Below are 22,897 nucleotides of genomic sequence, written 5' to 3' on the forward strand. Positions count from 1 at the left end.
AGACGTTCCCATTTTAATACAGCTACCATTTAAAAAACGGGAACATTATGAAAAAACAACACCTTATTGCCGCACTGCTGATAGCAAGTGCGGCCACCAGCCAAGCACATGCTTTTAGCCAAGAGACCCATAAGCGTATCGTTATCGATGCCGTTGCTTATATGCAGCAGAATCCGAATACCACAGCCTATGCTGAGCTTGAGCAGTATGCACAACAAAACAATATGTCGGTGGACATTCTCGCCGATTTACTGGGCCAGTCAGCTTATGATGTGGATGACTTTGAAGATACCTTTTTTTGCGGTGCAATAACTGGGTCGTGCGTACAAGCGCCACTTTGGGGTGCTGCGAAAAGCATCGTTAAATACACCAGTTATTGGCACTTTCAAAATCACAGCCAAGGTGCCGATGTGCACGGCAATGATTTTGGCGGCTACAATTACCAAAAGCTCACGGTCTGGGGCGATGTAGATAAACTAGCCGCCACATGGCTCAAGGGAGACTACCTCGATGATGGTCAAGGTGGTGAGACCGGTTGGTTCAATGCCGACAGTAGCAAATACAATAGCTATGGCGTCACCGAGCGCAACTATCGTATCGATAGCCACTCACAATACAGCATGTACGATGACTTTGAGGATATGCCCTTCCAACCTTTAGATAATCTGGGCCAGTACTGGTATCAAAGCTATCTGCAAAGCGGCAACCCGCAGGTGCTGGGATTTGTCTTCCACACCACAGACTTATTGCAACCACACCATACCTGGACAACCTCAGCACTTAACCATTCTAGTTGGGAGGGTTGGGTAAAAGACTATTATGACCAAGAGCAGCTCAATGATATGAGCTTAGTGCGTGATGCCATGGATAGCTTTAGCGCCCTTGACCCACAACAACAAGATATTCGCCCACTCCTCACGCAAGGGGGGGCGTTTAGTTACGCTCAAGGCGGCATCGTACTTAACTCTGAAGATCACTACGATCGGGTCAACACCGGACGCCTTGTTATTCCTCATGCTATTGCCATGGTCGTGCACCTGCTTAACCATGCCATGGAGCAGCGTTAATGGGGTTCAGGATTTTTATCTGGATAGGCCTTATTGGCCTATCTTTTTCGTCATTCTCGCAACTGCCGAGCAATGCTGAAGTGCGCTTTATGCGCACTGTATACCAACAACACAGTGCCGATTTAGCGGCGCACACCCGTCAAAGGTTGGTGGAGAATGCTTTTTTGCTACACCAAGCACATCAGCGTTTTCCATCATTAGTGGTTCGCCAAGCTACCGTGGGCTTCAACAATCACTATCATGTGCGCCGCTACTTACTGAGCGCTTGGCAGGCTCAAGGCTGGTTAGACGACAATGCCATAGCGCCGTTGGCGCTTAACCCCGCTTACAATGATGATTGGTTACGCCGCACACTGGGCCCCTACCCGGCCGATGGTGCTCTTGAGGGCGCCACTGTGAATAAGCTCGCAGGCATCAAGCTACTGGATGCCACGGCATTATCCAACACCTTGAACATGGCAGATTTTTACCAGAGCATGTCGATGCAGATAAAATATAAGTTGCATCAAGGTGACATGTCCGTATTTCATAGCGAGTTGCAACGTTGGCATCGATTTCGTCAAAGCGCCCTATTGGTGAGCCCTCTGCTCAAGAGCCATCAGCTCAGCCTTGAGCGCCTACAAAACATCGCTTTGGCAGATATCCTTCGCCCTAGCCTCTTAACCGAGCTCGGCGTACAACAAACCATGCACGGCAGCAGCGGTGAGCTGGAGCGCCTCAAACAGGACATCAAAGAGCAAGATATCGTTGCCTATTATGAGCGTCACCGCGAGCGCTTTCGCTATATTGCCAAGGTACGAGCTTACGGTGTTCAGTTTGATCAGCATGAGCAAGCGCAAAAGTTCTATCAACAAGCCAAAAGTCAGGGTTTTATTAGCGCAATGGGCGACAAAGAAAATGTATTCGGCAAACAAAATAGCGTATTAAGTCGCGATAACGACAGCGCCCCGGTGTTTGCCAAGCAACTGGCATTCACGTTGCCAACAGATACCTTATCGCGCCCAGTACGCACGCCTGCAAACAAGTGGCTAGTACTAATGAGCACGGAAAAAGCCTATGAATACTATGCTAAAAACAGTGAAACGGTGCGTTACCAAGCCATTGAGGCACTCGCTAAGGAGCTGGCACAGCAGAACTATGAAGCACAGTTTAAGGCGTGGCGCGCGCACATGGAGGCAGCCGGATGAAACGAGTCACAGTGCTTTTAATACTGCTCATAGGCGCTCTAGCCTGGTATTTGAGCGCCGATGCTGGGGCTATCAAAGCCCGCAGCGGCTCGCCCACCTTGCTGCCAGTGCGTGATACCCCCTCAGTGGCAGCCGAAGAGGCGGTCTCTGTTCGCCAGAGTAAAACACAGTATTCGCAAGCCGTTGACCCCCCTAAACAGATAAGCGCTCATGCGCCTATCACAGAGCCAGAATATGTGCCTCCTATCGCCAAAGACCGGCAACAAGACGACGTTTATCAAGGTGATTTGCGCGATCACCAAGCTTATCAGCGCTACCAGCAGCGCCAACACAACGACTTTAAACGCGCCTATATCAGTGCCGCAAAAGATAAAGTCGCGCTCCTTAAAACTTGGCTAGCGCGGGGAGAGCGAGAAGGCATCTCGCCGGAACAGCTGCAGTTTGCTCGGGATAAAATTGCCGCCTTAGAGCAAGCCAAACAACAGCTGGAAGAGCAATTAGCCCAACAATAGCGTATCGTCTATAGCGCGGAAATGGCTGGCGGCATTGATCAAAGATGTCGCCGTCAACGGCGCACAACTGTACACTTCGACGCGCTTATTACGTTTATGACGTAGCTTGGCGACGAGCATATCGAAATCACCGTCACCAGAGAGTAAAATGGTGGTATCCGTCTGCGTTCCATGCTCCATAGCATCAAGGGTGATACCCACATCCCAATCGCCTTTAGCCGAACCATCAGCACGCTGAATATAAGGTTTCAGCTTGACCTCAAAGCCAATGGCTCGGAGGATATTTTGGAATTCTCGTTGTTTGCTATCGCCACGATCAATGGCATAAGCGATGGCGGTGACTATTTCGTACTTAGCGCTTACCTCGCGCCAAAAGGCGTTGTAGTCAAAATTGCGCGCAAAGCTCTCACGGCAGGTGTAATAAATATTTTGTACATCTACAAAAATGGCCGCTGTAGGCATAGATCCTCTCTAAAAGTGGCTTAATCGCCGTGCCCAGTTACCATTGTGGCCTACTTTGCACTGCTGTTCAGTGTCGTAGACTATCTGTTTTTTCGGGTTGTGCATAGCTAAGTCCTCGGCCTTGAGCACCGCCATCAACTGCGCTTCCAATTGCGGGCGCATTTGTGAGCCTAAAAAGGAACGTAACTGTTCATCGGTGGTGAACACCACAATCACTTTGATGTTGTCGGCTCGCTGCCAATCTATAACATGGGTCAGCCACTCAAAACCTGACAACGGCTCACAATGTTCATTACAAAAGCGGGTCAGCGCTTTGCGCAGTGTGTTGTCTTTTTTCTTATCAGTTTTACGCATCGGTTTATCCACACAAAAACGCCGCCCGGTTGGGCGGCGTAAACACAGGGAGAATGACTAGAAATTATTTGCTCTCAAGCAAATTGCCAGAGCCTATTTCAATTTTACGTGGCTTCAAGGCTTCAGGGATCTCTCGCTCTAAGTCAATGACTAGGAGCCCGTTTTCAAGCCCTGCGCCGAGCACTTTAACATGGTCACCAAGCTGGAACTTACGTTCGAAGTTGCGCTCAGCAATACCTTGATGAATGAATTTTCGCTCTTGCTTGTCGTCTTTGTCAGCCTTAATACCGGCGACTTTCAGAGTATTGTTCTCTGACTCAATACTCAGCTCATCTTCGCTGAACCCAGCCACCGCCATGGTGATACGATACTGGTCTTTACCCAATGCCTCGATGTTGTAAGGTGGGTAGCTTGGCTGCTTATCGGTGCGTGCCGCCGCATCCATAAGTGATGCAAGGTGGTCAAAACCGATGAATGAACGATATAGTGGTGATAAATCTACTGTACGCATAATGATATCCTCATAATTAAGCGATATTAGTTGCTACTTTTCACGATGAACAAGTAACATTTACGTTTTAAATCAATAAGTTTACTTAGTTTGGGACCCTTTCCGGCGTCCTCACTAACTGATGTATGGACAGCGTCTTTATTTTCAAGAAAAAGATGCAAAATTTTTTCTCCCACTATCCGGTCTAATTTATTAAGCCTATGAATTTTAAGTTAAATATGAAAAAAATTTTATTGCAGATTATTGTTATTGCGATCGTTTTCTTTGCTGTCAGCGCATTCCAACAGCGCAATCTGCTCAGTACCGATCACACCCCCGCGCCTTACTTTGCCTTAACACAACTCAATGAACAGGGGCGATACAGCATCAAAGAACTCCAAGGGCAAACCACCGTGGTATACTTTTTTGCGCCATGGTGCTCTATCTGCAAGGTATCCATGCCTAACTTACAATCGGCAATGGATGATGGCGATATTAACGCTGTGGCCATTGCTCTTGATTATCAAAGTGAGCAACAAGTGCAAGATTTTGTCGCTGACCTCTCTTTATCCATGCCCGTACTTTTAGGTAGCGCACAAACCGCCAAGCAATATAAAATATCTGCATTCCCAACCTATTATGTTATTGATGAATCACTGCGCATAACTGCCCGCTCTATGGGCTACTCCAGTGAATTAGGCATAAAATACCGAGGTAGAGATGAATAAACGACATTGCTTTGTCGCGGCGCTGAGCATGCTCTGCGCGCCAACGTGGGCCACAGAAACCCTGCCAGCGTTACCCGAGCCAGTGACCAATAATGCGGTCGCGCAAGTGACAACGGAACAAGGGCCTTATTTCATTAGCTTCATGGGGTTAGGTGCTGGGAAAAGTCACGAGGACGTACACAATAAAGTGTGGGCATTAAAAATTGGCCAGGGGCAATGGCAAGGCAAAAAAAGTGTTCCCGCCAGTACCGAATTAAAAGGCCGATTGGCGGCGACTGCTGTGGGAGTGGGTCCATACGCTTATGTTTTTGGTGGCTATACCGTGGCCGACGATCACAGTGAAATTTCAGCGCCCGACGCCTATCGTTTTGATGTGCTAACCAACAGCTACCAGCGCCTAGCGGATATGCCGGTGCCTGTCGATGATAGCGTTGCGTTGAATTACCAAGACAAGTTTATCTACTTGATCAGTGGCTGGCACAATGATGGCAACGTGAACTTAGTACAAGTCTATGACATTGCTAATAATACTTGGCAACAAGCGTCGCCATTTTTAGGCGAGCCGGTATTTGGTCACGCCGGTGCAATTAAAGGTAATATCATGGTGGTGTGTGATGGCGTAAAAACCGTTGCTTATATTGATAAACGCCGAGGCTTCGATGGCAAAGCCCAATGTTTTAAAGGGATCATCCACCCCGACAAGCCAACAAAAATTGATTGGCGTATGATTAGCCACCCCACCGGCAAGAGTCATTATCGTATGGCAGCGGGAACAATCAATGGCCAGCTGGTGTTTATGGCGGGCTCCCCTAACCCTTATAACTACAACGGTATCGGCTATAATGGTAAACCCAGTTCGCCGTCAAATCAGGTATGGCGTTTCGATACTGATACTAATCGTTGGCAACGTTTAGAGCATGCCCAACAGGGCACCATGGACCACCGGGGTTTACTGAGTCACCAAGGCACCGCCTATCGCATTGGCGGCATGGGCGAAAAGCAAAAGGTGCTCGACGTGGTCACCCCTTATCGATATTCATTTTAGGACGCAGTTATGGCAAAAGCGTGTGCATATCACATATTAGTGAAGAGCAAAGAAGAGTGCTTGGCTATCAAAGCCAAGTTAGACAAAGGCGGCGACTTCAATAAACTCGCGAAACAATACTCCACCTGTCCATCAAAAAAACGTGGCGGCGATTTGGGTGAATTTCAGCGCGGCACTATGGTCAAAGCCTTTGACGATGTGGTGTTTAAAAAACCGCTATTGGAAGTACACGGGCCGGTGAAAACCAAGTTTGGTTACCACCTTATTAAAACCGTTTATCGTAGTTAATCGCTTTTAGCGAATATAGAAATCGTTTTTGCTTATTTTACCCCGGCGACGAACCTCGCTACACTGCAAACCTAACGTTTTTAACTGCACTGGAGAGAATTATGCTAACTGTTATTTTTGGCCGTGAAGGGTGCCCTTTCTGCGTACGCGCAAAAGATGTTGCCGAGCAACTGACGCAAAGCCGCGATGATTTCAAATACCGCTATATCGATATTGTTAAAGAAGGTATCAGCAAAGCGGATTTAGAAAAATCAGCCGGCAAACCATGTGAAACAGTGCCGCAGATCTTTATCGATCAGGCGCACATTGGTGGATTCACTGAATTCGAAGCTTACGCGAAAGAAAATTTAGGTCTATACCAAGACTAATACGATAAAAAAGCCGGGATCATACTCGGCTTTTTTTTGCCCCCTGCGCGCCATTTTTGAACTGACAAACTCTCTTTGGCCCGTCAGTTTTTAATGCATTTATAGCAACAAAATATCCTTAGTACACACGCGTTAAACCGTTAAATTTACGTGATTTCTCCGTGACTAAATCTAAGTTCAACGAACACTATTGGTTAAATTTCATACAAAACCAAGCACATAGGAAATAGTTGTAATTTATACAAGCAATTACTGCTTCATTCCTGTACAATGCGCGCCTCTTTGAATTCCCTGAGGCGTTTTAATGTCAGAACCAGTCACCTTTGAGTCGTTACACCTTTCTCCTGCTACTTTAAAAGCAGTGAGCGAATTGGGTTATGAGACTCCTTCCGAGATCCAAGCTCAATGTATTCCTCTTTTACTCGACAAAAAGGACGTATTGGGAATGGCACAAACAGGCACGGGTAAAACCGCCGCCTTTGCCTTACCATTGTTGAATAACTTGGATGCGGATGCGAAATATCCGCAAGTGCTTGTGCTTACTCCCACCCGTGAACTCGCAATCCAGGTTGCAGAAGCATTCGAGCAATACGCAAAATTTACTAAGGGCGTAGAAGTACTCGCGCTTTACGGCGGCCAAAGCTACGGTATTCAGCTCAGCGCCCTACGTCGCGGTGCGCAAATCATTGTCGCGACTCCGGGTCGTCTACTTGATCACATCAGTCGTAAATCTATCGACCTATCACGCTTAAGTGCATTGGTATTGGATGAAGCCGACGAAATGCTACGCATGGGCTTTATCGATGATGTGGAAAGCATCATGGCGCAAACACCAGAAGACAAGCAAACTTGTTTGTTCTCGGCGACCATGCCAAAACAGATTCAGTCTATTTGCAAAACCTATTTGCAAGACGCAGAGCAAGTGCGTATTACGCCGCGCAACAGCACAGTATCCACTATCGAGCAAGTGTACTGGCAAGCGCGTGTACACAAAAACAAAGCCATTGTGCGCTTTTTAGAAGCCGAAGACTTTGATGCTGCCATTGTATTTGTGCGTACTCGTAACGACACCGTGCAGTTGGCTGAGCTCCTTGAGCGCGAAGGCTTCTCTGCCGCACCATTAAACGGTGATATGAACCAGCAGGCGCGTGAGCGCACCGTTGACCGCCTTAAAAATGGTTTACTTGATATTGTTATAGCTACCGACGTGGCAGCACGAGGCCTAGATGTTGAACGCATCAGCCTAGTGGTTAACTATGATATCCCACAAGACAGCGAAGCCTATGTACACCGTATCGGTCGTACTGGCCGTGCAGGTCGTCAAGGTAAAGCTATTTTGTTCGTTAAGGGTAATGAGCGTTACCTACTTAAGAACATCATGCGCCACACCAAGAGCGATATCGCTCAGGTAGAACTGCCGAGCGCTAAAGTCGTTGAGCAAAAGCGTATTGATGGCCTAGAGAAGAAAGTGGCCGCCGCGCTGGAGCACAAAGACAGCGAGTTCTTTGCGCAAGTAGCCAATACCTTAGGTAACAAGTTGCAATTAAGCCAGGGTGACTTAGCCGCCGCGCTACTTTATCTGGCACAGCAACAGTCGCCGTTGAAGGTCGAGGAAATCAAAGCGAAGGAACGTCCAGAGCGCGGTGAACGCAGTGAGCGCAAAGGCGATCGTCGTCGCGACGGTGATAAGCCTCGCCGCGAGCGTCGTGATGCTAACACGCCAATGGATACGTACCGTATTGAGGTAGGTCGCGAGCACGGCGTCCAGGTGAAAAATATCGTCGGTGCCATTGCTAATGAAGCGGATATCTCCAGCAAGTTTATTGGCGACATTCGTTTATTTGACGCTCACAGCACCGTTGAGCTGCCAAAAGGCATGCCTGAGGACAAGCTAGCACACTTCCAAAAAGTGTATATCTGCAAGCGTCCTATGAAGCTGACACTTAGCCAAAGCGAAGCACGTGCACCACGTGAAGCACGCGGTGAAGGCAAAAAGCGTAGTTTCCGCGACCCTAACGCTAAAGGCCGTGGCCAGCGTAAAGAGCGCAAAGCTGTGAGCTTTCAATAAGCCTTCAATGACATAAAAAACCGCCATTATGGCGGTTTTTTTGTGCCTGGATTTCAGCCTGGAAACAACCCTTAGTTGCTGCGCGTTGCCGATTCACGCTTTGGCGGTGACAACAAGGCTGGCCACAAGGTAGCGCCGTCACTGTCGATGGGGGTCAGTATCTCTAAGCCGAGGATATGTGCCACCATAGGGTAAATATCAAGGTTACGCACCTGTGCCAGCGTTTTTCCTTGATGGAAACTTGGGCCCACAGCTAAGAACATGGCATCCATATTGTCATCATCGATAAAACCATGGGTGCCTAGATAGTGATGATCTGGCTGCGTAAAGACCACCGGTGGGCGCGTTTGCAGCACAATATCAGCCTGTCTCGGCCCCATAGTGACACCATACTGAGCCAGTTGCTCGTTACTCATCACCTGATATTGGTCCGCCGCCTGCTTGTGCAGTCGCTCTCGCAGTGCCTGCAAGGCGCGCGTAGACGCTTGATGTTGGTAAATAGCCACTCGGGTGCCAGAGTTAATGACATGAAATTCATCGTCGATGTTGAGCGATGCCAAAGCAATGCCGGCATCGGGGTTTACTTCACTCATGCCATGATCAGAGACCACAATCAGGTTCACTTCGGTGTCTAACTCGGTGTTAATTCTGCGCCACAGCTCACCAATTAGGCGGTCGATTCCTAGGGCCCCTGCTTTGGTTTGCGGCGCGTTCGGCCCATACTTGTGGCCGAGACTATCAACCTCAGAAAAGTAGCTCATAATGAGCTTGGGGCGCTGCTGCTTGGGTAGTTTCAACCACTGAATGATTTGCTCTACACGATGAGACTGCTTGCCGTGGCTAGAATACGGATAAAAGTAAGACGCAGTGCGGCCATTGAAACGCGCATCCGATTCCGGCCAGTAATAGGTGGCGGCTTTCACCCCTTGTAGCTCGGCTAAATTCCACAGTGGCGTGCCTGACACCCAGCTGGTATCGGCCTGCCCTTTGCCCATGGCATAGCATTGTTGCCGCTGTTTATCACAAAAGCGGTTACCCACAATACCATGATGACTGGGTAGCAGGCCTGTGGCGATGCTGATGTGGTTGGGGAAGGTTTTGCTCGGATAAACCGTTTTCATGCGCAGCGCCCGCACTCCTTGACGGCTTAATTTGGCCAGCGCCGGGGTATCGAAATGCTCAATATAGTCATGACGAAAGCCATCAATGGAAATGATCACCGTGGCGGGCTTTTGAACAGCCGATTGGCCGTAAGCCGCCGCACTACAAAACAAAAAGAGCACCATAGAAAATACTGCGCGCATGTCACATATCCTTGTTATAAAAACTAAAATCTTAGTTGAGAAGAATGAAGTTATGATGAAGGTAGCGATTTTAGTTACTGTAGTACAGGCTTAGAGCTATTTTCAGGCATAAAAAAACCGCGCTAAAGCGCGGTTTTTCTTGAAACCTGGGGTCGACTTATAGGTCGCCTTCGTTTTCAGATAGGAACTTAGCAACACCTTCAGGGCTTGCGTCCATACCTTTTTTACCTTCAGTCCAGCCAGCAGGACATACTTCACCGTGCTCGCTGTGAAATGCTAGTGCGTCAACCATGCGCAACATCTCGTCGATGTTACGGCCTAGTGGTAGGTCGTTAACTACTTGGTGACGTACTGTGCCTTCCTCGTCGATTAGGAAAGAACCACGGAAAGCAACGCCCGCTTCTGGGTGCTCTACGTCGAACGCTTGACAAATTTCGTGCTTCACGTCAGCAACAAGGTCATATTTAACTTTACCAATACCGCCGTCAGCAACAGCAGTGTTACGCCATGCGTTGTGTGAGAACTGAGAATCGATAGAAACACCGATTACTTCAACACCACGCTTTTGGAACTCTTCATAGCGCTTGTCGAAAGCAATAAGTTCAGAAGGACAAACGAATGTGAAATCAAGTGGGTAGAAAAAGATAACCGCTTTCTTTCCTTTGATTTTTTCGTGTAGGTTGTAGTCTTCAACGATCTCGCCGTTACCTAGCACTGCAGCTGCTGTGAAATCTGGTGCCTTGCGGCCTACTAATACACCCATTGTAATCTCCAATAGTTTGAGTTTATCGTTAACACAGTGGCTCTGACGGCAAATGCGTCAAAGCATTTTATGTATGTGCAACTAAATATAGTGACGAAAAAGCAAAAACCAACCCCATCACGTAAAATTCACGTTGCACCTAATTCTGCGCAATATGGTACTGACCCTGTGCGCAAAAGAACAATCGCATTTAGCGATAGCTATCATCGATAAAACTGATTAACACCAACGCCTTTGCCTTGGGCACAAAAAAGCCCGCTAGTGCGGGCTTTTAAGCTATTTAATCCATAATATCTTCGGGCATATTGCCACGAATTTCTTGCCAGATTTGGCCACTCTTATGACCGTAGCGACGCATCAGGGCGATTGCGCCATCGTGGTCTTGCTGCTCGGCAAGCTCGGCTAAGTCTGAATAGAACTGACGCGCCAGCTCTCGAGTACGCGGGTCAGAGAAATAGTGGCAGCCAATTTTAGAGTAAAAACCTTTAAAACCATTTAAAATCAATACATAGATTTTATTGTTCCCTGCTCCTGCCAATTGGTGATGGACAAGGTAATCATAATCAGCGAAGGCCTGCGCTGTGTCTTCTACAGTTTCTCTATCTGCAACAATTTCTTTTACACGTTCTGGGTCTATTTTAATCGCTGCGCGCATGTAAATGGCGCTGATGTTCGTACGTGCAGAAAGCAGCTGATCAGTCAGCTCTGGCATTTTGTCTTCATCAAGACGGGCCAAGGTCTCAAGAATGTTCAGCCCTGAGGTTTCCCAAAAGTTGTTCACGCGCGTGGGCTTGCCATGCTGAATGGTCAGCCAGCCATCGCGGGCTAGGCGTTGTAATACCTCACGCAAGGTAGTGCGAGTGACGCCAATCAGTTCCGATAGCTCACGCTCAGCTGGAAGAATTGAGCCAGGCGGAAACTCGCCGTTCCAGATGGACTCAACTATGTACTCCTCAGCAAATCCAGCTGGGCTTTTGGCTTTGAATATTCTCATCTAACGTCCACTTCACTACTAAAAATATTGTTATTGATCTTAACATACTGATTGTACCAGATGCGAAGCAACTAACAAGCACACTCGCCCAGTCACGGTTTGGCAGTTGCCATTGCAAATGAGGATATTCGGCAGGATGTGATTTTTATTATAGAGTAACCCTAATACAGAACCCTTATTTATAGATGTTAGAAGTTCGAGTTGCAGGAGCCTCTGGCTAAATGAGCGCTAACAAAAAGCGATTGAAAATGTGCTGAAGAAGTTTGTTTGATGGTTTCTATGTTGTGTAATTAACATATGCGGGGGAGACTGCCTTGCGCTAGTAGCGATCTCAAGGCCAACATTGAGTGTGAGCAGACGTTGAACATAACGCATATTTGGACAGAAACGAGCTAAGACGAATGCTTTCTTAGTGTCAAAAGCGGACGGTGCAGGTCGTGATCTGGGGCAAACCAAAGCGAAGCGCAGATTTGTCCAGAGCAATATGTTGTTATGTACTTTTGTGCGGTTGCTGATTTACTGGGATAACATCGACAGCATATTCAAATTCAGAGTTGATTATGCTGTCGAGAAGCTTGTAATTCCCGTTATCCAGCTTGACTACTGGCAATTTCGCCGAGATCAACCCGCTTTTGCTGTTATATTTAACCTCAAAGAGCCATGCTAAAGCCCCATGCTTGTCTTGTTCGTAAGAAGCTACAGACATCGGTATTTCAGCATATTCGAATCCCCATTCAAACTCACACTCCAAGCCTATGCGCACAAGCTTTCCATTATGTCCGTAGAAGAGCTCTTCGCCGCCATTGAGACTGAAAGACATGTTCTCTGCGCCTTCGATATATCTGCTTGCACCAGAGGCCTTATCTTCAACACTGATTTTTCTCTTGCATATTTCAAGCAAGGAAATCATATTTTTCCCATCTAAAGACCATGCTCTGTCATCTAGGTTATGAGCCATTGGATTTAGTCCCAGTTTTTCAATTTGTCCTGGCCCGACAAATGGACGAATGCTCTTTATAGATTTTATGTCTAAATGCCGATATCGAAATATGAAACTTATAAACTCGAGTGGGATTCGTTCTGGTGATAGTTCTTTCAAAGTGACTAGGAATATTTTTGAGCCTCGTTGTGATACCTTTTCTTTAATACTGGAAGGGAATTCTTTTCTAGAAACACAGATAAGATGCTGAGCTCCAACGTCATCAATTTTACCTAACCAGCCACGAAAGGTATTGATGTCAACTTTGGAGTTTCGATCTTGTACTTCTACCAGTGTTAAGGTTTCCCTTGGAGGGTTGCCGTTTCTTATAACAATGTCACACTGAGCGGTATGACCCTCGACTGAGGTTAGTATTGGAAGAAATACGTTCTGCTCTATCTTCGCGGTGGGAGATATGGACCGCTCAATTATTTCTACAATTTTTTCAAGGTCATCACCTGGCTTGCTCATTGCGCCTCTCAACATCTTGCTTAAAACTCACACAACCACATCGCACTGCTGTTCAATTACTAACTTTCATGAACATAGGGAAGCGCGTTGGTTTTGGATATAACAACGATAGCAAAAGAAAACTTTTCAATGTAAATTGCTCTTCAGAGATCATAGAAAATTAGTTCTTACAGTAAACTTGGAGAGGCCTAAATACTCAAACTATCCTCCAATTCACATGCCATATAGCTATATATTCTTGGCAATTAAATCCGCTTTCAGCAAGCCTCCTTTGGTGAATAGCTTTGCAGAAAATTTAGGGCTCCTTCTGGATTTGTAGGCATCTAAAATTCGTTTGAGTCCATCTGCCTCTAGAAGAGATATATTAACTTCTGTGTCCATCTCTGCACTTTCAACAAAGTCATCTGAGAACGTGGGTGCCACAATTAATACCTGTGCAACGCGTTTTCCTGCTGACTCACAGCGATTTGCGTATGCTTTTACTTGCCGAGAAGTTGTTGAGTACTTGGCGAAGTCTCCATTTTTACAGGTTTTTGCCTCACCAACGATAACATCGTCTTCGCTTAACGAAATAAGAACATCCGCTTTATCTTTTGTGGTGTTCACTGCTCTTCTGAGGTCTTCGTCCACTGCGAGTCCCAGTTGCTCAAAAATAGCTTTGGTCACTTCTTCAAACTTCACCCCAATTTCGGACTCTGCGATATCAATATTACTATTCTTTAAAGACGCTAAGTCTCTGCGAGCTAGCGCAGCGTAGTTATCTATTAACTTGTCTGTTGCATCTGCGAAACTATTGAGAATATTTAAGCGCAAATTCCCTCGCTTCTTGATACCCATACTTTCTACAACACTTTTTACTTCCTCATTAGTGAGCATATAAAGAATGTCATAAGGAGTGATGCTAAGCGCTCGTAATTTCTCAACATCTAGCTCTTCTTGTTCTTCTAGCTCAAACTCATGTTTAAGGACTTTTGAGAGCATTGGGAAGTGGTTTTGAAGCGCTGCAAAAAGCTCTTTAAATCCCGTAGCACTGAGTACATTAAACTCACTTTCAGCGCAGTTATTGAGGGAGTGTAAGATAATATCAGTTCTTTCTTCGACCGTCGTTCCCAGCTTCTCTAGGTCTAGCTCTAAAGCTTGTATGAGCTCTTTGAGCCTATCCTTTCTCTCGTTTAATGTTGCTTCGTCACTAAACAAATCATGCTGTAAAATTTGCGTCACCGGGACACCCAGTTTCATGATGTTTGACACTTTTTCTTTGCGCTCCACACCACGAATTTTCTTACGGTGGTTTTTGAGGATGTTTGAGAGCTCAGCGTCGCTGAATGTTCTTAGAATTCTCAACAAGTGCTTGTCGGCTAACTCTTTACCCTGTATTCGGTGTAATAGGCTAACAATCTCATCAGGGACATAAACGGTTTGCCTTTTCCTACTGATAAACACTAGGCCTATTTCCCGCAGTTCATTTAAGGCATCTTGCACCCCGTTTTTGGGAATCTTGTCTACCAAGTGTTCAATCCCAGCTTGGTCATCAGCAGTCACATCTAGCTGCTTCGCTAGGACATTTAAAATCCCACGTTCATCATCGGTAATTTTGGCTTCGCGATTGATTCTTTGGTCATTGGAATGCGCTTCGCTAAAGCATGCAAAGTAAATACCTAAGCGCTTACTGTCACCGAATGAGTCATCATCGCTTGCTTCCTCAATTTCCGCTTTGAGCTCTTTGGCGCGTTTATTAATCACATCCCACTCTTTTGAGTACAGCGATTCTACCCAAGTGGCTCTGGCAATACTGTTTCCATCTCTACTTAGTATGTTCGTTAAGAGCGTTGCTTGAGCCCCTAGCATTGCAAGTTGCTCTCTGACTGCTTTTTCAAAATAAGGAAGGATAATTTTAAATAATTGGGTGATATCTGTGCTGGATGCGTTTTTGATTTGCCCATCCAGCTTGTTAAGTTGAGCCTCAATTTTTTTATCGTGTCTGACAGCATCTCCGCAAATACGGTCAACTGCATTGATGAACTTTGACTTCTCGACTTGGTTTACTAGGGATAAAACATTGGACAATTTCATAAAACATCCTTGTTATTTATATACTTTTATATGAGTAGTTTGATACTAACCATAGACCTCTATTCGATATAGTTACAAACAAACCATCAATAAAAGCACAGAAACGGACCGGCGAGAGTAAACACCTATTTTTTGTTCTTCACAAAACCTTATTAAATTATCTTTTTATGAAAAAAGGAACTGGTGGCGTTCTTGAAATACTCTCCCCTTGCCTTAGTACTTATCTGTATTGGCTAACAAAGCCATACCAACAGCGCAAAAAATAAAGGCAGAAGCGTGCGCCCCTGCCCTTATTAATAGCTAAACATGTACTATTTCTTTACGCATGCTGTACAAAATAAACAGCACCTCTTACTGTTCGCGCTGGCCGATGTGGTTTTTGTCCAACGCCGCAAGAACATCACCCAATACCGCCATAAATTCAGACTCTGAAATATTCATGCCTTTATGGGCGCTGAGCATATCTTTTCCTTGATAGACATTGTCGCCACCGGTGCCGGTAATAAAAAAGTTCGCTGCTGACTACTTTAGCTGGGGGATATCGACCCCTATAAACCTATTACTGACGGTTGCATTATTTACGTGGTTATCAACGACATCATTAGCAATCCTTGTGATCCCCTCGTTACCACCTAAACGTTCAAAAAGTGATATGGTCACAAAACTATGCCTCACTCATAGTATGAAAGTAGCCACAGTGCATGACTACCCACCTAAAAGTTTAGGTGTCGATGCCGAGCATTGCCATTGGTTATAAATCTTGCCATCAAAGTGGCCGCCCAATACCCTGTGGCGACAGTCACTTAGTCGCTGCCAATGATACGCCTTGCTTCACCTTTATCATACCCGCAAAGACGCTTGCATAGCGCCGAAGGCGTGGCATAATCAGCCCATCAACAACGACGTGAGTTAACTATGAGCTGGTTAGGTAAGCTATCGCACCAACGTGCGCCTTGGGTACTGTTAGCGGTGATTGCCACCGTATTCGAAGCAACTGCTTTGTATTTCCAATATGCCATGGACTTAGCGCCATGCATTATGTGCATTTATCAGCGTACAGCAGTCTTGGGTGTGCTATTTGCGGCCTTACTAGGCTGTATTAATCCACAAAATATGTATTTACGCCTAGTGGCGCTAGCGAGTTGGCTGGTTGCGAGTATTTGGGGTTTCTTGCTCGCCAAAGAACATATCATGATGCAAACCACCACAGATCCCTTTGCCTTCGTATGCGAGTTTGAACCTAACTTCCCAAGCTTTATGCCTTTACACGAGTGGCTGCCGAGCTTTTTTGCTGCTACCGGAGATTGTGGCAACATTGATTGGCAATTTATGGGGTTATCAATGCCTGGGTGGATGCAAGTGATCTTTGCGGTGATGGCAGTCGTTGCAATTATCATTACCTTAAGCAGCTTTTTTTATAAACCTAAGGCTTCATGATTTACTTTCTTCCCAGTCAAATCCCGAAACTCAAGTCGCTCAGTCACAATGAGCGACTCGCTATAGTGGCGGATTCATTAAACAGGCTATCAGCGCAGCGCCGAGTCATGCTCAATATTATTAAACTGCTGCTGATCACCCCACTATTTCTGCTGCTGGTGCGCTTTGAAGGCTGGCACATGTTGCCATGGCTGCTCTTAGCCGGCATCGCCTATCCTATTATTGTGCTCCCAGTGCGCCACGCATTCGCGCTGTTTCACCTTGAAGAAGCCATCGCCGCACATAAAAAGGGCAACTAAACGTTGCCCTTTGGTTTATCAGCAATACTTTGCCACTATCTTACCTTCACCAATTCCCGAATTTGCGCCAACGTACTTGCACCAATACCTGGCACAGCGTCTAGCTCATCAACACTACGGAAATTGCCTTGCACCTGACGATATTCGATGATGGCGGCTGCTTTAGTGGGGCCAATGCCCGGCAGCGATTGTAGCTGTTCTTCGGATGCTTGGTTAATATCAAGTTTGGCTGGGGTTACCTGCTCACTCGCTTGTTGAGGTGCCTCAGCAGCGACCACCGCTGGGGTAAGTACAAGCGCACAGGCGGTGTAGAGTGCGGTTAGTAGCTTCATGCTTCTCTCCTTAGAAGTTAAAGTAAAAATCCGTGTTACTTCAGAAGTAAATAAAGAATAATTACTGAGATGTGTCAAATAAAACTAACGATAAAGTCGTGCTTTTTTGTGGTAAAAATGCTTAACCCTTTAAAAGGAATGATTAAAACCCTTGACGGGCGAATCGCCAACCACTACCCTTACTGTATAAAAAAACAGTATCCTTGAGGAGAAGCCATGGCTGTTGTAACTAAATACGTTGTAGAACGAGACGGAGTCGAGCGCATGACCTTTACTAGCAAAAAAGAAGCCGATGCCTATGATAAGATGCTCGATATTGCCGAAAGCTTAGAAGAGTTATTAGGCGGCGTTGATGTTCCCTTAAGTGAGCAACAAGTAGAAAGCCTGTCGTTGGAAATAGCAAAACAAAAAGACGACTTTATGCATGTACTTAAAGGTACTAAGCCTGCGGCAAAGGCCACAAAAAAAGCCAGCAAAGAGCCAAGTGATAAGGAAAATGTTACTGAGCTCAAAGCCAAAGAAGCGTAAAGCTATTTCTTAGACATAAAAAAAGCCAGCATTGCTGGCTTTTTTTATCATTCGCGTTACTTAGTAACCGCTGCAACGGCATCGGCAAAGTAATCGATATTATCTTTGCTTATCCCTGCCACATTTACACGGCTAGAACCGACAATGTAGATTGAGTACTCTTTTTGTAGGCGTTCGATCTGTTCTTTGTTAATCCCTAGGAAAGAGAACATACCGTGCTGGCGTTCAATAAATGAGAAGTCCATACCTTCGCATTTGTCGTTTAACTTATCCTTAAGCAATGAACGCAAACCATTGATACGAGAGCGCATGTCATCAAGCTCTTGGTGCCACATCGCAGTTAGCTCGTCGCTACTAAGAATAGTATTAACAATATCTGCACCGTGTGCCGGCGGCATCGAATAAATACTGCGTACCACACTGAGCATCACTGAATTAGCAATATCAGCCGTGGCTTGATCTTTTGAGATCACCGAACAGGCACCAATACGCTCACGGTATAAGCCGAAATTTTTCGAACATGACGAACAAATGATTAGCTCATCTACCTGCGAGGCCAAATGGCGCAAACCCGCAGCATCCTCATCCAAACTCGTACCAAAACCTTGATAGGCGATATCAACCAGTACTGTAAAGCCTTGAACTTTAGCGATTTCAGCTACTTTTTGCCACTGCGCAAAATTCAAGTCCATGCCGCTTGGGTTGTGACAACATGCATGTAACAGCACCACATCACCCGCAGGCACTTGGCTGAGCGTGTTCACCATGTCATCAAATAACAAACCTTTGTTATCATAGTCATAATAAGGATACTCTTTCACATTCAGGCCAGCCGCTTCAAATAGGCTAATGTGGTTGGCCCATGTTGGCGTAGTCACCCACACCGTGGCTTGCTCATTACAACGCTTAATGAACTCTGCCGCCACCCGTAACGAACCCGTGCCACCTGGAGCCTGAGCTGTACGCACACGATCCGCTAGCAAAGCCGGGTGAGCATCGCCAAGTAGCAGTTGCTCCATTTTCTGACAATATTCCAAATTACCGGCCAGCCCAATGTATGACTTAGTGGTTTCATTGGCGAGACGAAACTCTTCAGCCTTTTTAACGGCCTTCAATACAGGGGTTTGCCCTTGCTCGTCTTTGTATACGCCAACACCTAGGTCAATTTTTTTGTCATTGGTGTCGGCTTTAAACGCAGCCATAAGCCCAAGAATTGGATCTGTCGGTAAAGGTTTTAATTGTGAGAACATGGAACTCTCTTTATTATCTCAGGTTAGGTTAGTCCTGACGGCTGGTTGGTAAGTGCTTGCTAATCTCTAAACACGCAGCTATTAGCAACGCAACCTGATCAGGGGTAAAAAACTTGTCTGTAAATGCTTCAGCATCAATAATGCCCACTACTTTACCTGTCTCGTCATAAAGCGGCAAGCAGCTTTCTGCTTTCACTTTGGGGTCACATGTATAGTATTCGCCACCGTTGGCAACATAGTCTTCCACATCATTTATCACCCGAGCAACCCCGCTGAGTGCAACCTGCACATTATTGCTGGTTGTTGCAAAGTCAGGGTTAATAGGAAAAAGAGGGCGACTAGGTGCGCCGTAATAAGCGAGCTTAAGTAGCTGTGGCTGACCTTCAATATGTTGACTTTGATAAATACCAAACCAGTCTACGCCACTTTCTTGAACAACAAAATCGACAATCGCTTGAAGCTTTCTCAACTTTGCTTCACTGCTTGAGGGCAAATGTTCGCGTAAATCGAAGGGCAGCTCTTGCAGATGACCAAATAAACTACACGCCCCACCCTCGCCCAACTCAGGAATTTGATATTGCCAACGAACATCGGCACTCGCATTGTTAAGGTATTGCTGTAGCGACTGTTGTTTATTCGCCACTAATTTGGGCTCAGCGCTAAGTTGTGCATTTTCTAAGTAGCTTAAAAGCATTTAGCCATCCAAACATCTAAACATTTAGCCGGATGCTAGCACACCTTTTTATTGCCGTGCAATACAAAACCGTCACTTCGACACTAAGCCAGTCATTTAGAGGTAAAAATAGGGTTCTGAGGCAATATGAGAGGGTTAGTCGATATGGTAGCGAATGCGTATTTCATTTCTCGCTTGGTTGTATTCCACATCTTCGGATAGCTCTTTAAGTAGCTCAATACCACGACCATAGCTGTGTTGGAGTTGGCTACCTGCAGCTGGCTCCAGGGAAAAACCAGCTCCCGAGTCTTTAACGCTTAAAAGCAATGTTCGTTGCTGTGGCTGATAACAAACACGCAGGCATATCTCACCTTCGGTGAGTTCGCTTAGGCGTTGCTCACGCTCACTGTAGTATTGTAAGAAGCCATCGTCATCGGCCTTTAAAGCAGAGTCTAACCCCAAAATACCGTGCTCTAGAGCGTTGTTATAAGCCTCTGATAACAATATAAACAATGTCGATTTGTGGGTGTTCAGCCCCGGCAAGTGGCCAACTAGGTCCATCAATTGCGCCACTGGGTCCACCGTTTTCAACTCCTCGGCACTTAACGCCACCTCAAGCTCAATGGGGAGCGGACTTATGGTGTGATTAATGGGTTGTAGAGGTGCCTGAGGTTGCGGGTCGATAATCACCACGCTGTAATCGTCTTGTTGATCTTCATTACCGGTAAAATAGTGCACAGCAGCAATGATGTTGTCAGTACGGATCATCGCTTGCGACGCCAAGGTACGTAGCAAACCGCTGTAGCCAAATTGGTGCTGTTGTGCATTTTCGGCCTCAATGATGCCATCGGTGTAAACCACGATACGGCTATATTCATTGAGCCTGACATGGCGCACATCACGCTCAAACTCCTCATCATCCAAAATACCCAATGCCATATGTTTTGATTCGAGCTGACTAAGCATGTAGCCCGAATGATCAATAAGGTAACCATCAGGCAAGCCGCCCATCCAAAACGTCGCACTTTGTGCATTGGCACTAATTTCGAAAATAGTTGCAGCGCAAAACATATGCGCCGGCAACAAATCGTATAAAGCGGCATTTAACTCTCTGGCTATATCTCCTACGGCCAAGTTTTTTTCCACCATAGTGTAGAAAATACGCGCCACTGGCAGCGCCCCGGTGGCAGCGGCTAACCCATGCCCAGTGAAATCGCCTAATAGATAATATTGCGAGCCATTTGGCCCCAAGGCATTGAGAAACACGTCGCCATTAAACATAGAAGCGGGCGACAAGTGTGAGTCGACCCCCTTGGGTTTATCCTTATGTTGCAGGGCATTATTGAAAATATGCTCGACTAGTTCGTGTTCGCGTTCGGTTTGATTTTGATAATAGGTCAACGCGTCCGTTTGCTTATTTGACTCGCTGACTAAATGGCGAATACGCAGATGCGCATGTAACTTGGCTCGCAGTATCTGTAAATCGAACGGTTTGGGCATAAAGTCGTCACCGCCTACGTCCAAACATCTTGCCAATGAGGGGTTATCTTCCAAAGCGGTAATAAAAATAATGGGAGTATAAACTCGTGTATTGGTGCGTTTAAGCTCCGCTGCCGTTTCATAGCCATCCATTTCGGGCATAAGAATATCCAGCAGTACCACATCAACATCGTGAGCCTGACATTGCGCTAGCGCCTGAATGCCATTTTCAGCTTCAATGACGCGATAGTTGTCACGCTCCAGCATCGCTCGCAGGATACGCCGGTTCATGGACTCATCATCAACAATGAGCACTAAGGGCAAATCTTCGCTAAGCCCATGTGAAGGAAAGGAAATGTACTTTTCAGTCAATGGTAAACTTCTTATCGAAACGCGAAATTTGGAGAATCTTCTTTAACTGCGGGTTTGCATGGCTGATGGTAATGCCCTCTACCTGCCCCTTCAGAGCTTTATGCATATTGAGCAACATACCCAACGCTGAGCTATCCATGTAACTGGTTTCTCGCAGGTCAACTTCCACGTGCTTAGTGTCGGCATGCACGTCTGCATAGGCTGTACGAAAATCTTGCACAAGATTAAAGTCAAACTTTTCCTTTATCACTATCACTAGTTTTTGTTTTTCCTCAACATAATGCTGTTGTAAACTCATACACGCTCCTAAGCCACTGATAATCTACCTGTTTAAAATATAAACCTTGCCAGCCATTTCGCAATGACAACACCAAAATATGTTAGGATGACACTTTATGTTTATTAATTGGAGCAACCCATGAGCGATAATAACTTGGTTTACTCTACCGACTCTGGCCGCATTCGACCTGAAAAACAAAGTGAACAGCCGGATGTTAAGCTTTTTAAAGACGGTGCACTGCGTATTGAGCGTCAAACCAAAGGACGCAAAGGTAAAGGAGTCATGCTCGTTGTGGGCATTGATCCAAACGAGCATGATATGAAAAAGCTGGCAAAAACCCTGAAGTCAAAAATGGGCCAAGGCGGCGCCGTTAAAGAGGGAGTGATTGAGATTCAGGGCGACGATCGCGACAAGCTCAAAGGTTTGCTTGAAGCTCAGGGCTTCAAAGTTAAAATTGCCGGCGGTTAGCCTCTAGTTAGGGCTATATAACGCCTGCCAGCGCGCTCTCATGGTGGCCGGATCATAGTCAATATGAGCCACCCCACAGGTTGCGAAAATAGGCATTTGTTCAGGGCAGAACTCCGCGACCATGTAACTGACGATTGGCATGTGTGCCACCACCAACCAAGTGTCTATTTCAGTATGAACTTCGGTGAGTGCTTGTAAGTAGTCAACGGCGGTTTTTGCATTAGCGCTGGGGATAATGTCATCGCACGTTTGCTCCAAGGTGAAACCTCGGCAATGTTCTTTGACACACTCGGCCGTCTGCTGAGCGCGCACATAAGGGCTCACTAACAAGCCTTGTGGATTAAACCTTTGTGCTAACCATTGGCCTACATGATCAGCTTGTTGCCGACCTCTTTGAGTCAGTTCGCGCAAGTGGTCCTGCGCTTGTAGCGCTTGAGCTTCCCCATGGCGCATGATTAAAATGGTTTTCATTGCAAAGAAATCAACTAATTAGCAAAAAAGTTTTAACCTAAAAGCTAGCCATCTTGGTTGCATGTTCGCTATAGTCTAGCTTAACCATCGATATTCGGGTAGGCACCAAGCCGTAACAGCTGGCCCTGAACGTCTTGCAACTTCTCTAGTTTCAG

Annotated in this window: 27 protein-coding genes; 13 read left to right on the forward strand and 14 right to left on the reverse strand. The window is 46.2% G+C overall.

Annotated elements, in window-relative coordinates; translation table 11 throughout:
* The first annotated feature begins 47 nt into the window (after nucleotides 1-47).
* The 3 genes from MHM95_RS14885 to MHM95_RS14895 are packed head-to-tail and all read left to right on the forward strand — an operon-like array spanning nucleotide 48 to nucleotide 2,766.
* Nucleotides 48-1,067: a phospholipase gene (locus MHM95_RS14885; RefSeq protein WP_235419924.1), complete on the forward strand. Its 1,020-nt coding sequence runs from the start codon at nucleotides 48-50 to the stop codon at nucleotides 1,065-1,067.
* Nucleotides 1,067-2,254 (forward strand): peptidylprolyl isomerase, encoded by a 1,188-nt coding sequence (locus tag MHM95_RS14890; RefSeq protein WP_239385668.1) that lies wholly within the window; start codon nucleotides 1,067-1,069, stop codon nucleotides 2,252-2,254. Before MHM95_RS14885 ends, MHM95_RS14890 begins: the two co-directional genes overlap by 1 nt.
* On the forward strand, nucleotides 2,251-2,766 hold the full coding sequence (locus MHM95_RS14895) for a hypothetical protein (protein WP_239385669.1): 516 nt from the start codon (nucleotides 2,251-2,253) through the stop codon (nucleotides 2,764-2,766). The genes MHM95_RS14890 and MHM95_RS14895 overlap by 4 nt, the downstream gene beginning before the upstream one ends.
* Here the strand turns inward: MHM95_RS14895 and MHM95_RS14900 are convergent.
* The 3 genes from MHM95_RS14900 to MHM95_RS14910 form a co-directional block, all read right to left on the reverse strand.
* Entirely contained in the window at nucleotides 2,752-3,228 is a 477-nt protein-coding gene (locus tag MHM95_RS14900) for an NYN domain-containing protein (protein ID WP_239385670.1), read from the reverse strand. The genes MHM95_RS14895 and MHM95_RS14900 overlap by 15 nt on opposite strands.
* A 9-nt stretch (nucleotides 3,229-3,237) precedes the next feature.
* Nucleotides 3,238-3,582, reverse strand: a complete 345-nt coding sequence (locus MHM95_RS14905; RefSeq protein ID WP_239385671.1) for a Fis family transcriptional regulator — start codon at nucleotides 3,580-3,582, stop codon at nucleotides 3,238-3,240.
* Nucleotides 3,583-3,646: 64 nt separating this feature from the next.
* On the reverse strand, nucleotides 3,647-4,093 hold the full coding sequence (locus MHM95_RS14910) for an Hsp20 family protein (RefSeq protein WP_022946406.1): 447 nt from the start codon (nucleotides 4,091-4,093) through the stop codon (nucleotides 3,647-3,649).
* Between the two features lie 218 nt (nucleotides 4,094-4,311).
* Between MHM95_RS14910 and MHM95_RS14915 the strand changes: the two genes are divergently transcribed.
* The 5 genes from MHM95_RS14915 to MHM95_RS14935 all read left to right on the forward strand — a co-directional run bounded on the left by MHM95_RS14915 (nucleotide 4,312) and on the right by MHM95_RS14935 (nucleotide 8,569).
* A complete protein-coding gene (locus MHM95_RS14915; protein WP_152441030.1) occupies nucleotides 4,312-4,800 on the forward strand; it encodes a TlpA disulfide reductase family protein in 489 nt (162 codons plus the stop codon).
* Nucleotides 4,801-4,822: 22 nt separating this feature from the next.
* Complete coding sequence (locus MHM95_RS14920) at nucleotides 4,823-5,845, forward strand: galactose oxidase (protein ID WP_239385788.1); 1,023 nt, start codon at nucleotides 4,823-4,825, stop codon at nucleotides 5,843-5,845.
* Nucleotides 5,846-5,854: 9 nt separating this feature from the next.
* Nucleotides 5,855-6,133 (forward strand): peptidylprolyl isomerase, encoded by a 279-nt coding sequence (locus MHM95_RS14925; RefSeq protein ID WP_022946409.1) that lies wholly within the window; start codon nucleotides 5,855-5,857, stop codon nucleotides 6,131-6,133.
* 101 nt (nucleotides 6,134-6,234) lie between these two features.
* Nucleotides 6,235-6,501, forward strand: coding sequence for a GrxA family glutaredoxin (locus MHM95_RS14930; protein ID WP_022946410.1), 267 nt, complete (start codon nucleotides 6,235-6,237; stop codon nucleotides 6,499-6,501).
* A gap of 304 nt (nucleotides 6,502-6,805) precedes the next feature.
* On the forward strand, nucleotides 6,806-8,569 hold the full coding sequence (locus MHM95_RS14935; protein ID WP_239385672.1) for a DEAD/DEAH box helicase: 1,764 nt from the start codon (nucleotides 6,806-6,808) through the stop codon (nucleotides 8,567-8,569).
* 71 nt (nucleotides 8,570-8,640) lie between these two features.
* Here the strand turns inward: MHM95_RS14935 and MHM95_RS14940 are convergent, their stop codons facing one another.
* The 5 genes from MHM95_RS14940 to MHM95_RS14960 form a co-directional block, all read right to left on the reverse strand.
* A complete protein-coding gene (locus tag MHM95_RS14940; protein ID WP_239385673.1) occupies nucleotides 8,641-9,873 on the reverse strand; it encodes an ectonucleotide pyrophosphatase/phosphodiesterase in 1,233 nt (410 codons plus the stop codon).
* 157 nt (nucleotides 9,874-10,030) lie between these two features.
* The gene (locus MHM95_RS14945) at nucleotides 10,031-10,636 is read right to left on the reverse strand and encodes a peroxiredoxin C (RefSeq protein WP_022946413.1); all 606 of its coding nucleotides are present in this window, start codon (nucleotides 10,634-10,636) and stop codon (nucleotides 10,031-10,033) included.
* A gap of 280 nt (nucleotides 10,637-10,916) precedes the next feature.
* The gene (fadR, locus tag MHM95_RS14950) at nucleotides 10,917-11,630 is read right to left on the reverse strand and encodes a fatty acid metabolism transcriptional regulator FadR (protein WP_022945083.1); all 714 of its coding nucleotides are present in this window, start codon (nucleotides 11,628-11,630) and stop codon (nucleotides 10,917-10,919) included.
* Between the two features lie 490 nt (nucleotides 11,631-12,120).
* Nucleotides 12,121-13,080 (reverse strand): hypothetical protein, encoded by a 960-nt coding sequence (locus MHM95_RS14955; RefSeq protein ID WP_239385674.1) that lies wholly within the window; start codon nucleotides 13,078-13,080, stop codon nucleotides 12,121-12,123.
* A 228-nt stretch (nucleotides 13,081-13,308) separates the two neighbouring features.
* Nucleotides 13,309-15,153, reverse strand: a complete 1,845-nt coding sequence (locus tag MHM95_RS14960; protein ID WP_239385675.1) for a hypothetical protein — start codon at nucleotides 15,151-15,153, stop codon at nucleotides 13,309-13,311.
* 493 nt (nucleotides 15,154-15,646) lie between these two features.
* Here MHM95_RS14960 and MHM95_RS14965 point away from each other — a divergent pair, with 493 nt between their 5' ends.
* From MHM95_RS14965 to MHM95_RS14975, 3 genes are all read left to right on the forward strand, one after another.
* Complete coding sequence (locus MHM95_RS14965; protein ID WP_239385676.1) at nucleotides 15,647-15,910, forward strand: hypothetical protein; 264 nt, start codon at nucleotides 15,647-15,649, stop codon at nucleotides 15,908-15,910.
* A gap of 158 nt (nucleotides 15,911-16,068) precedes the next feature.
* Nucleotides 16,069-16,590: a disulfide bond formation protein DsbB gene (gene dsbB, locus MHM95_RS14970; protein ID WP_022945073.1), complete on the forward strand. Its 522-nt coding sequence runs from the start codon at nucleotides 16,069-16,071 to the stop codon at nucleotides 16,588-16,590.
* The gene (locus MHM95_RS14975) at nucleotides 16,587-16,889 is read left to right on the forward strand and encodes a DUF6170 family protein (protein ID WP_239385677.1); all 303 of its coding nucleotides are present in this window, start codon (nucleotides 16,587-16,589) and stop codon (nucleotides 16,887-16,889) included. Before dsbB ends, MHM95_RS14975 begins: the two co-directional genes overlap by 4 nt.
* A gap of 35 nt (nucleotides 16,890-16,924) precedes the next feature.
* On the opposite strand, the gene MHM95_RS14980 is transcribed toward MHM95_RS14975, so the two are convergent.
* Nucleotides 16,925-17,221 carry a ComEA family DNA-binding protein gene (locus MHM95_RS14980; protein ID WP_138510590.1) on the reverse strand — a complete coding sequence of 99 codons (297 nt, stop codon included), beginning with the start codon at nucleotides 17,219-17,221 and terminating at the stop codon, nucleotides 16,925-16,927.
* Nucleotides 17,222-17,437: 216 nt separating this feature from the next.
* On the opposite strand from MHM95_RS14980, the gene MHM95_RS14985 reads away from it, so the two are divergent.
* Entirely contained in the window at nucleotides 17,438-17,749 is a 312-nt protein-coding gene (locus tag MHM95_RS14985) for a YebG family protein (protein ID WP_053911165.1), read from the forward strand.
* A gap of 56 nt (nucleotides 17,750-17,805) precedes the next feature.
* Here MHM95_RS14985 and MHM95_RS14990 read toward each other — a convergent pair whose 3' ends face one another.
* From MHM95_RS14990 to MHM95_RS15005, 4 genes are all read right to left on the reverse strand, one after another.
* The gene (locus MHM95_RS14990) at nucleotides 17,806-18,999 is read right to left on the reverse strand and encodes an amino acid aminotransferase (protein ID WP_239385678.1); all 1,194 of its coding nucleotides are present in this window, start codon (nucleotides 18,997-18,999) and stop codon (nucleotides 17,806-17,808) included.
* A gap of 28 nt (nucleotides 19,000-19,027) precedes the next feature.
* Complete coding sequence (locus MHM95_RS14995) at nucleotides 19,028-19,693, reverse strand: GAF domain-containing protein (RefSeq protein ID WP_239385679.1); 666 nt, start codon at nucleotides 19,691-19,693, stop codon at nucleotides 19,028-19,030.
* Nucleotides 19,694-19,828: 135 nt separating this feature from the next.
* Entirely contained in the window at nucleotides 19,829-21,523 is a 1,695-nt protein-coding gene (locus MHM95_RS15000) for a fused response regulator/phosphatase (RefSeq protein ID WP_239385680.1), read from the reverse strand.
* Nucleotides 21,516-21,821 carry an STAS domain-containing protein gene (locus tag MHM95_RS15005; RefSeq protein ID WP_022944742.1) on the reverse strand — a complete coding sequence of 102 codons (306 nt, stop codon included), beginning with the start codon at nucleotides 21,819-21,821 and terminating at the stop codon, nucleotides 21,516-21,518. Before MHM95_RS15005 ends, MHM95_RS15000 begins: the two co-directional genes overlap by 8 nt.
* 120 nt (nucleotides 21,822-21,941) lie before the next feature.
* On the opposite strand from MHM95_RS15005, the gene MHM95_RS15010 reads away from it, so the two are divergent.
* Nucleotides 21,942-22,271: a translation initiation factor gene (locus tag MHM95_RS15010; protein ID WP_022944743.1), complete on the forward strand. Its 330-nt coding sequence runs from the start codon at nucleotides 21,942-21,944 to the stop codon at nucleotides 22,269-22,271.
* Between the two features lie 3 nt (nucleotides 22,272-22,274).
* On the opposite strand, the gene sixA is transcribed toward MHM95_RS15010, so the two are convergent.
* The gene (gene sixA, locus MHM95_RS15015) at nucleotides 22,275-22,742 is read right to left on the reverse strand and encodes a phosphohistidine phosphatase SixA (protein ID WP_022944744.1); all 468 of its coding nucleotides are present in this window, start codon (nucleotides 22,740-22,742) and stop codon (nucleotides 22,275-22,277) included.
* Nucleotides 22,743-22,897 lie beyond the last annotated feature (155 nt).

It is taken from the genome of Pseudoalteromonas sp. CnMc7-15 (assembly GCF_022347925.1).
In the GTDB taxonomy this organism is placed as follows: domain Bacteria; phylum Pseudomonadota; class Gammaproteobacteria; order Enterobacterales; family Alteromonadaceae; genus Pseudoalteromonas; species Pseudoalteromonas ruthenica.

Excerpts from the sequence above, each read along its gene's own strand:
- MHM95_RS14885 (WP_235419924.1), top strand. The coding sequence starts at position 48 with ATGAAAAAACAACACCTTATTGCCGCACTGCTGATAGCAAGTGCGGCC.
- MHM95_RS14890 (WP_239385668.1), top strand. The coding sequence starts at position 1,067 with ATGGGGTTCAGGATTTTTATCTGGATAGGCCTTATTGGCCTATCTTTT.
- MHM95_RS14895 (WP_239385669.1), top strand. The coding sequence starts at position 2,251 with ATGAAACGAGTCACAGTGCTTTTAATACTGCTCATAGGCGCTCTAGCC.
- MHM95_RS14900 (WP_239385670.1), bottom strand. The coding sequence starts at position 3,228 with ATGCCTACAGCGGCCATTTTTGTAGATGTACAAAATATTTATTACACC.
- MHM95_RS14905 (WP_239385671.1), bottom strand. The coding sequence starts at position 3,582 with ATGCGTAAAACTGATAAGAAAAAAGACAACACACTGCGCAAAGCGCTG.
- MHM95_RS14910 (WP_022946406.1), bottom strand. The coding sequence starts at position 4,093 with ATGCGTACAGTAGATTTATCACCACTATATCGTTCATTCATCGGTTTT.
- MHM95_RS14915 (WP_152441030.1), top strand. The coding sequence starts at position 4,312 with ATGAAAAAAATTTTATTGCAGATTATTGTTATTGCGATCGTTTTCTTT.
- MHM95_RS14925 (WP_022946409.1), top strand. The coding sequence starts at position 5,855 with ATGGCAAAAGCGTGTGCATATCACATATTAGTGAAGAGCAAAGAAGAG.
- MHM95_RS14930 (WP_022946410.1), top strand. The coding sequence starts at position 6,235 with ATGCTAACTGTTATTTTTGGCCGTGAAGGGTGCCCTTTCTGCGTACGC.
- MHM95_RS14935 (WP_239385672.1), top strand. The coding sequence starts at position 6,806 with ATGTCAGAACCAGTCACCTTTGAGTCGTTACACCTTTCTCCTGCTACT.
- MHM95_RS14940 (WP_239385673.1), bottom strand. The coding sequence starts at position 9,873 with ATGCGCGCAGTATTTTCTATGGTGCTCTTTTTGTTTTGTAGTGCGGCG.
- MHM95_RS14945 (WP_022946413.1), bottom strand. The coding sequence starts at position 10,636 with ATGGGTGTATTAGTAGGCCGCAAGGCACCAGATTTCACAGCAGCTGCA.
- fadR (WP_022945083.1), bottom strand. The coding sequence starts at position 11,630 with ATGAGAATATTCAAAGCCAAAAGCCCAGCTGGATTTGCTGAGGAGTAC.
- MHM95_RS14955 (WP_239385674.1), bottom strand. The coding sequence starts at position 13,080 with ATGAGCAAGCCAGGTGATGACCTTGAAAAAATTGTAGAAATAATTGAG.
- MHM95_RS14960 (WP_239385675.1), bottom strand. The coding sequence starts at position 15,153 with ATGAAATTGTCCAATGTTTTATCCCTAGTAAACCAAGTCGAGAAGTCA.
- dsbB (WP_022945073.1), top strand. The coding sequence starts at position 16,069 with ATGAGCTGGTTAGGTAAGCTATCGCACCAACGTGCGCCTTGGGTACTG.
- MHM95_RS14975 (WP_239385677.1), top strand. The coding sequence starts at position 16,587 with ATGATTTACTTTCTTCCCAGTCAAATCCCGAAACTCAAGTCGCTCAGT.
- MHM95_RS14980 (WP_138510590.1), bottom strand. The coding sequence starts at position 17,221 with ATGAAGCTACTAACCGCACTCTACACCGCCTGTGCGCTTGTACTTACC.
- MHM95_RS14985 (WP_053911165.1), top strand. The coding sequence starts at position 17,438 with ATGGCTGTTGTAACTAAATACGTTGTAGAACGAGACGGAGTCGAGCGC.
- MHM95_RS14990 (WP_239385678.1), bottom strand. The coding sequence starts at position 18,999 with ATGTTCTCACAATTAAAACCTTTACCGACAGATCCAATTCTTGGGCTT.
- MHM95_RS14995 (WP_239385679.1), bottom strand. The coding sequence starts at position 19,693 with ATGCTTTTAAGCTACTTAGAAAATGCACAACTTAGCGCTGAGCCCAAA.
- MHM95_RS15005 (WP_022944742.1), bottom strand. The coding sequence starts at position 21,821 with ATGAGTTTACAACAGCATTATGTTGAGGAAAAACAAAAACTAGTGATA.
- MHM95_RS15010 (WP_022944743.1), top strand. The coding sequence starts at position 21,942 with ATGAGCGATAATAACTTGGTTTACTCTACCGACTCTGGCCGCATTCGA.
- sixA (WP_022944744.1), bottom strand. The coding sequence starts at position 22,742 with ATGAAAACCATTTTAATCATGCGCCATGGGGAAGCTCAAGCGCTACAA.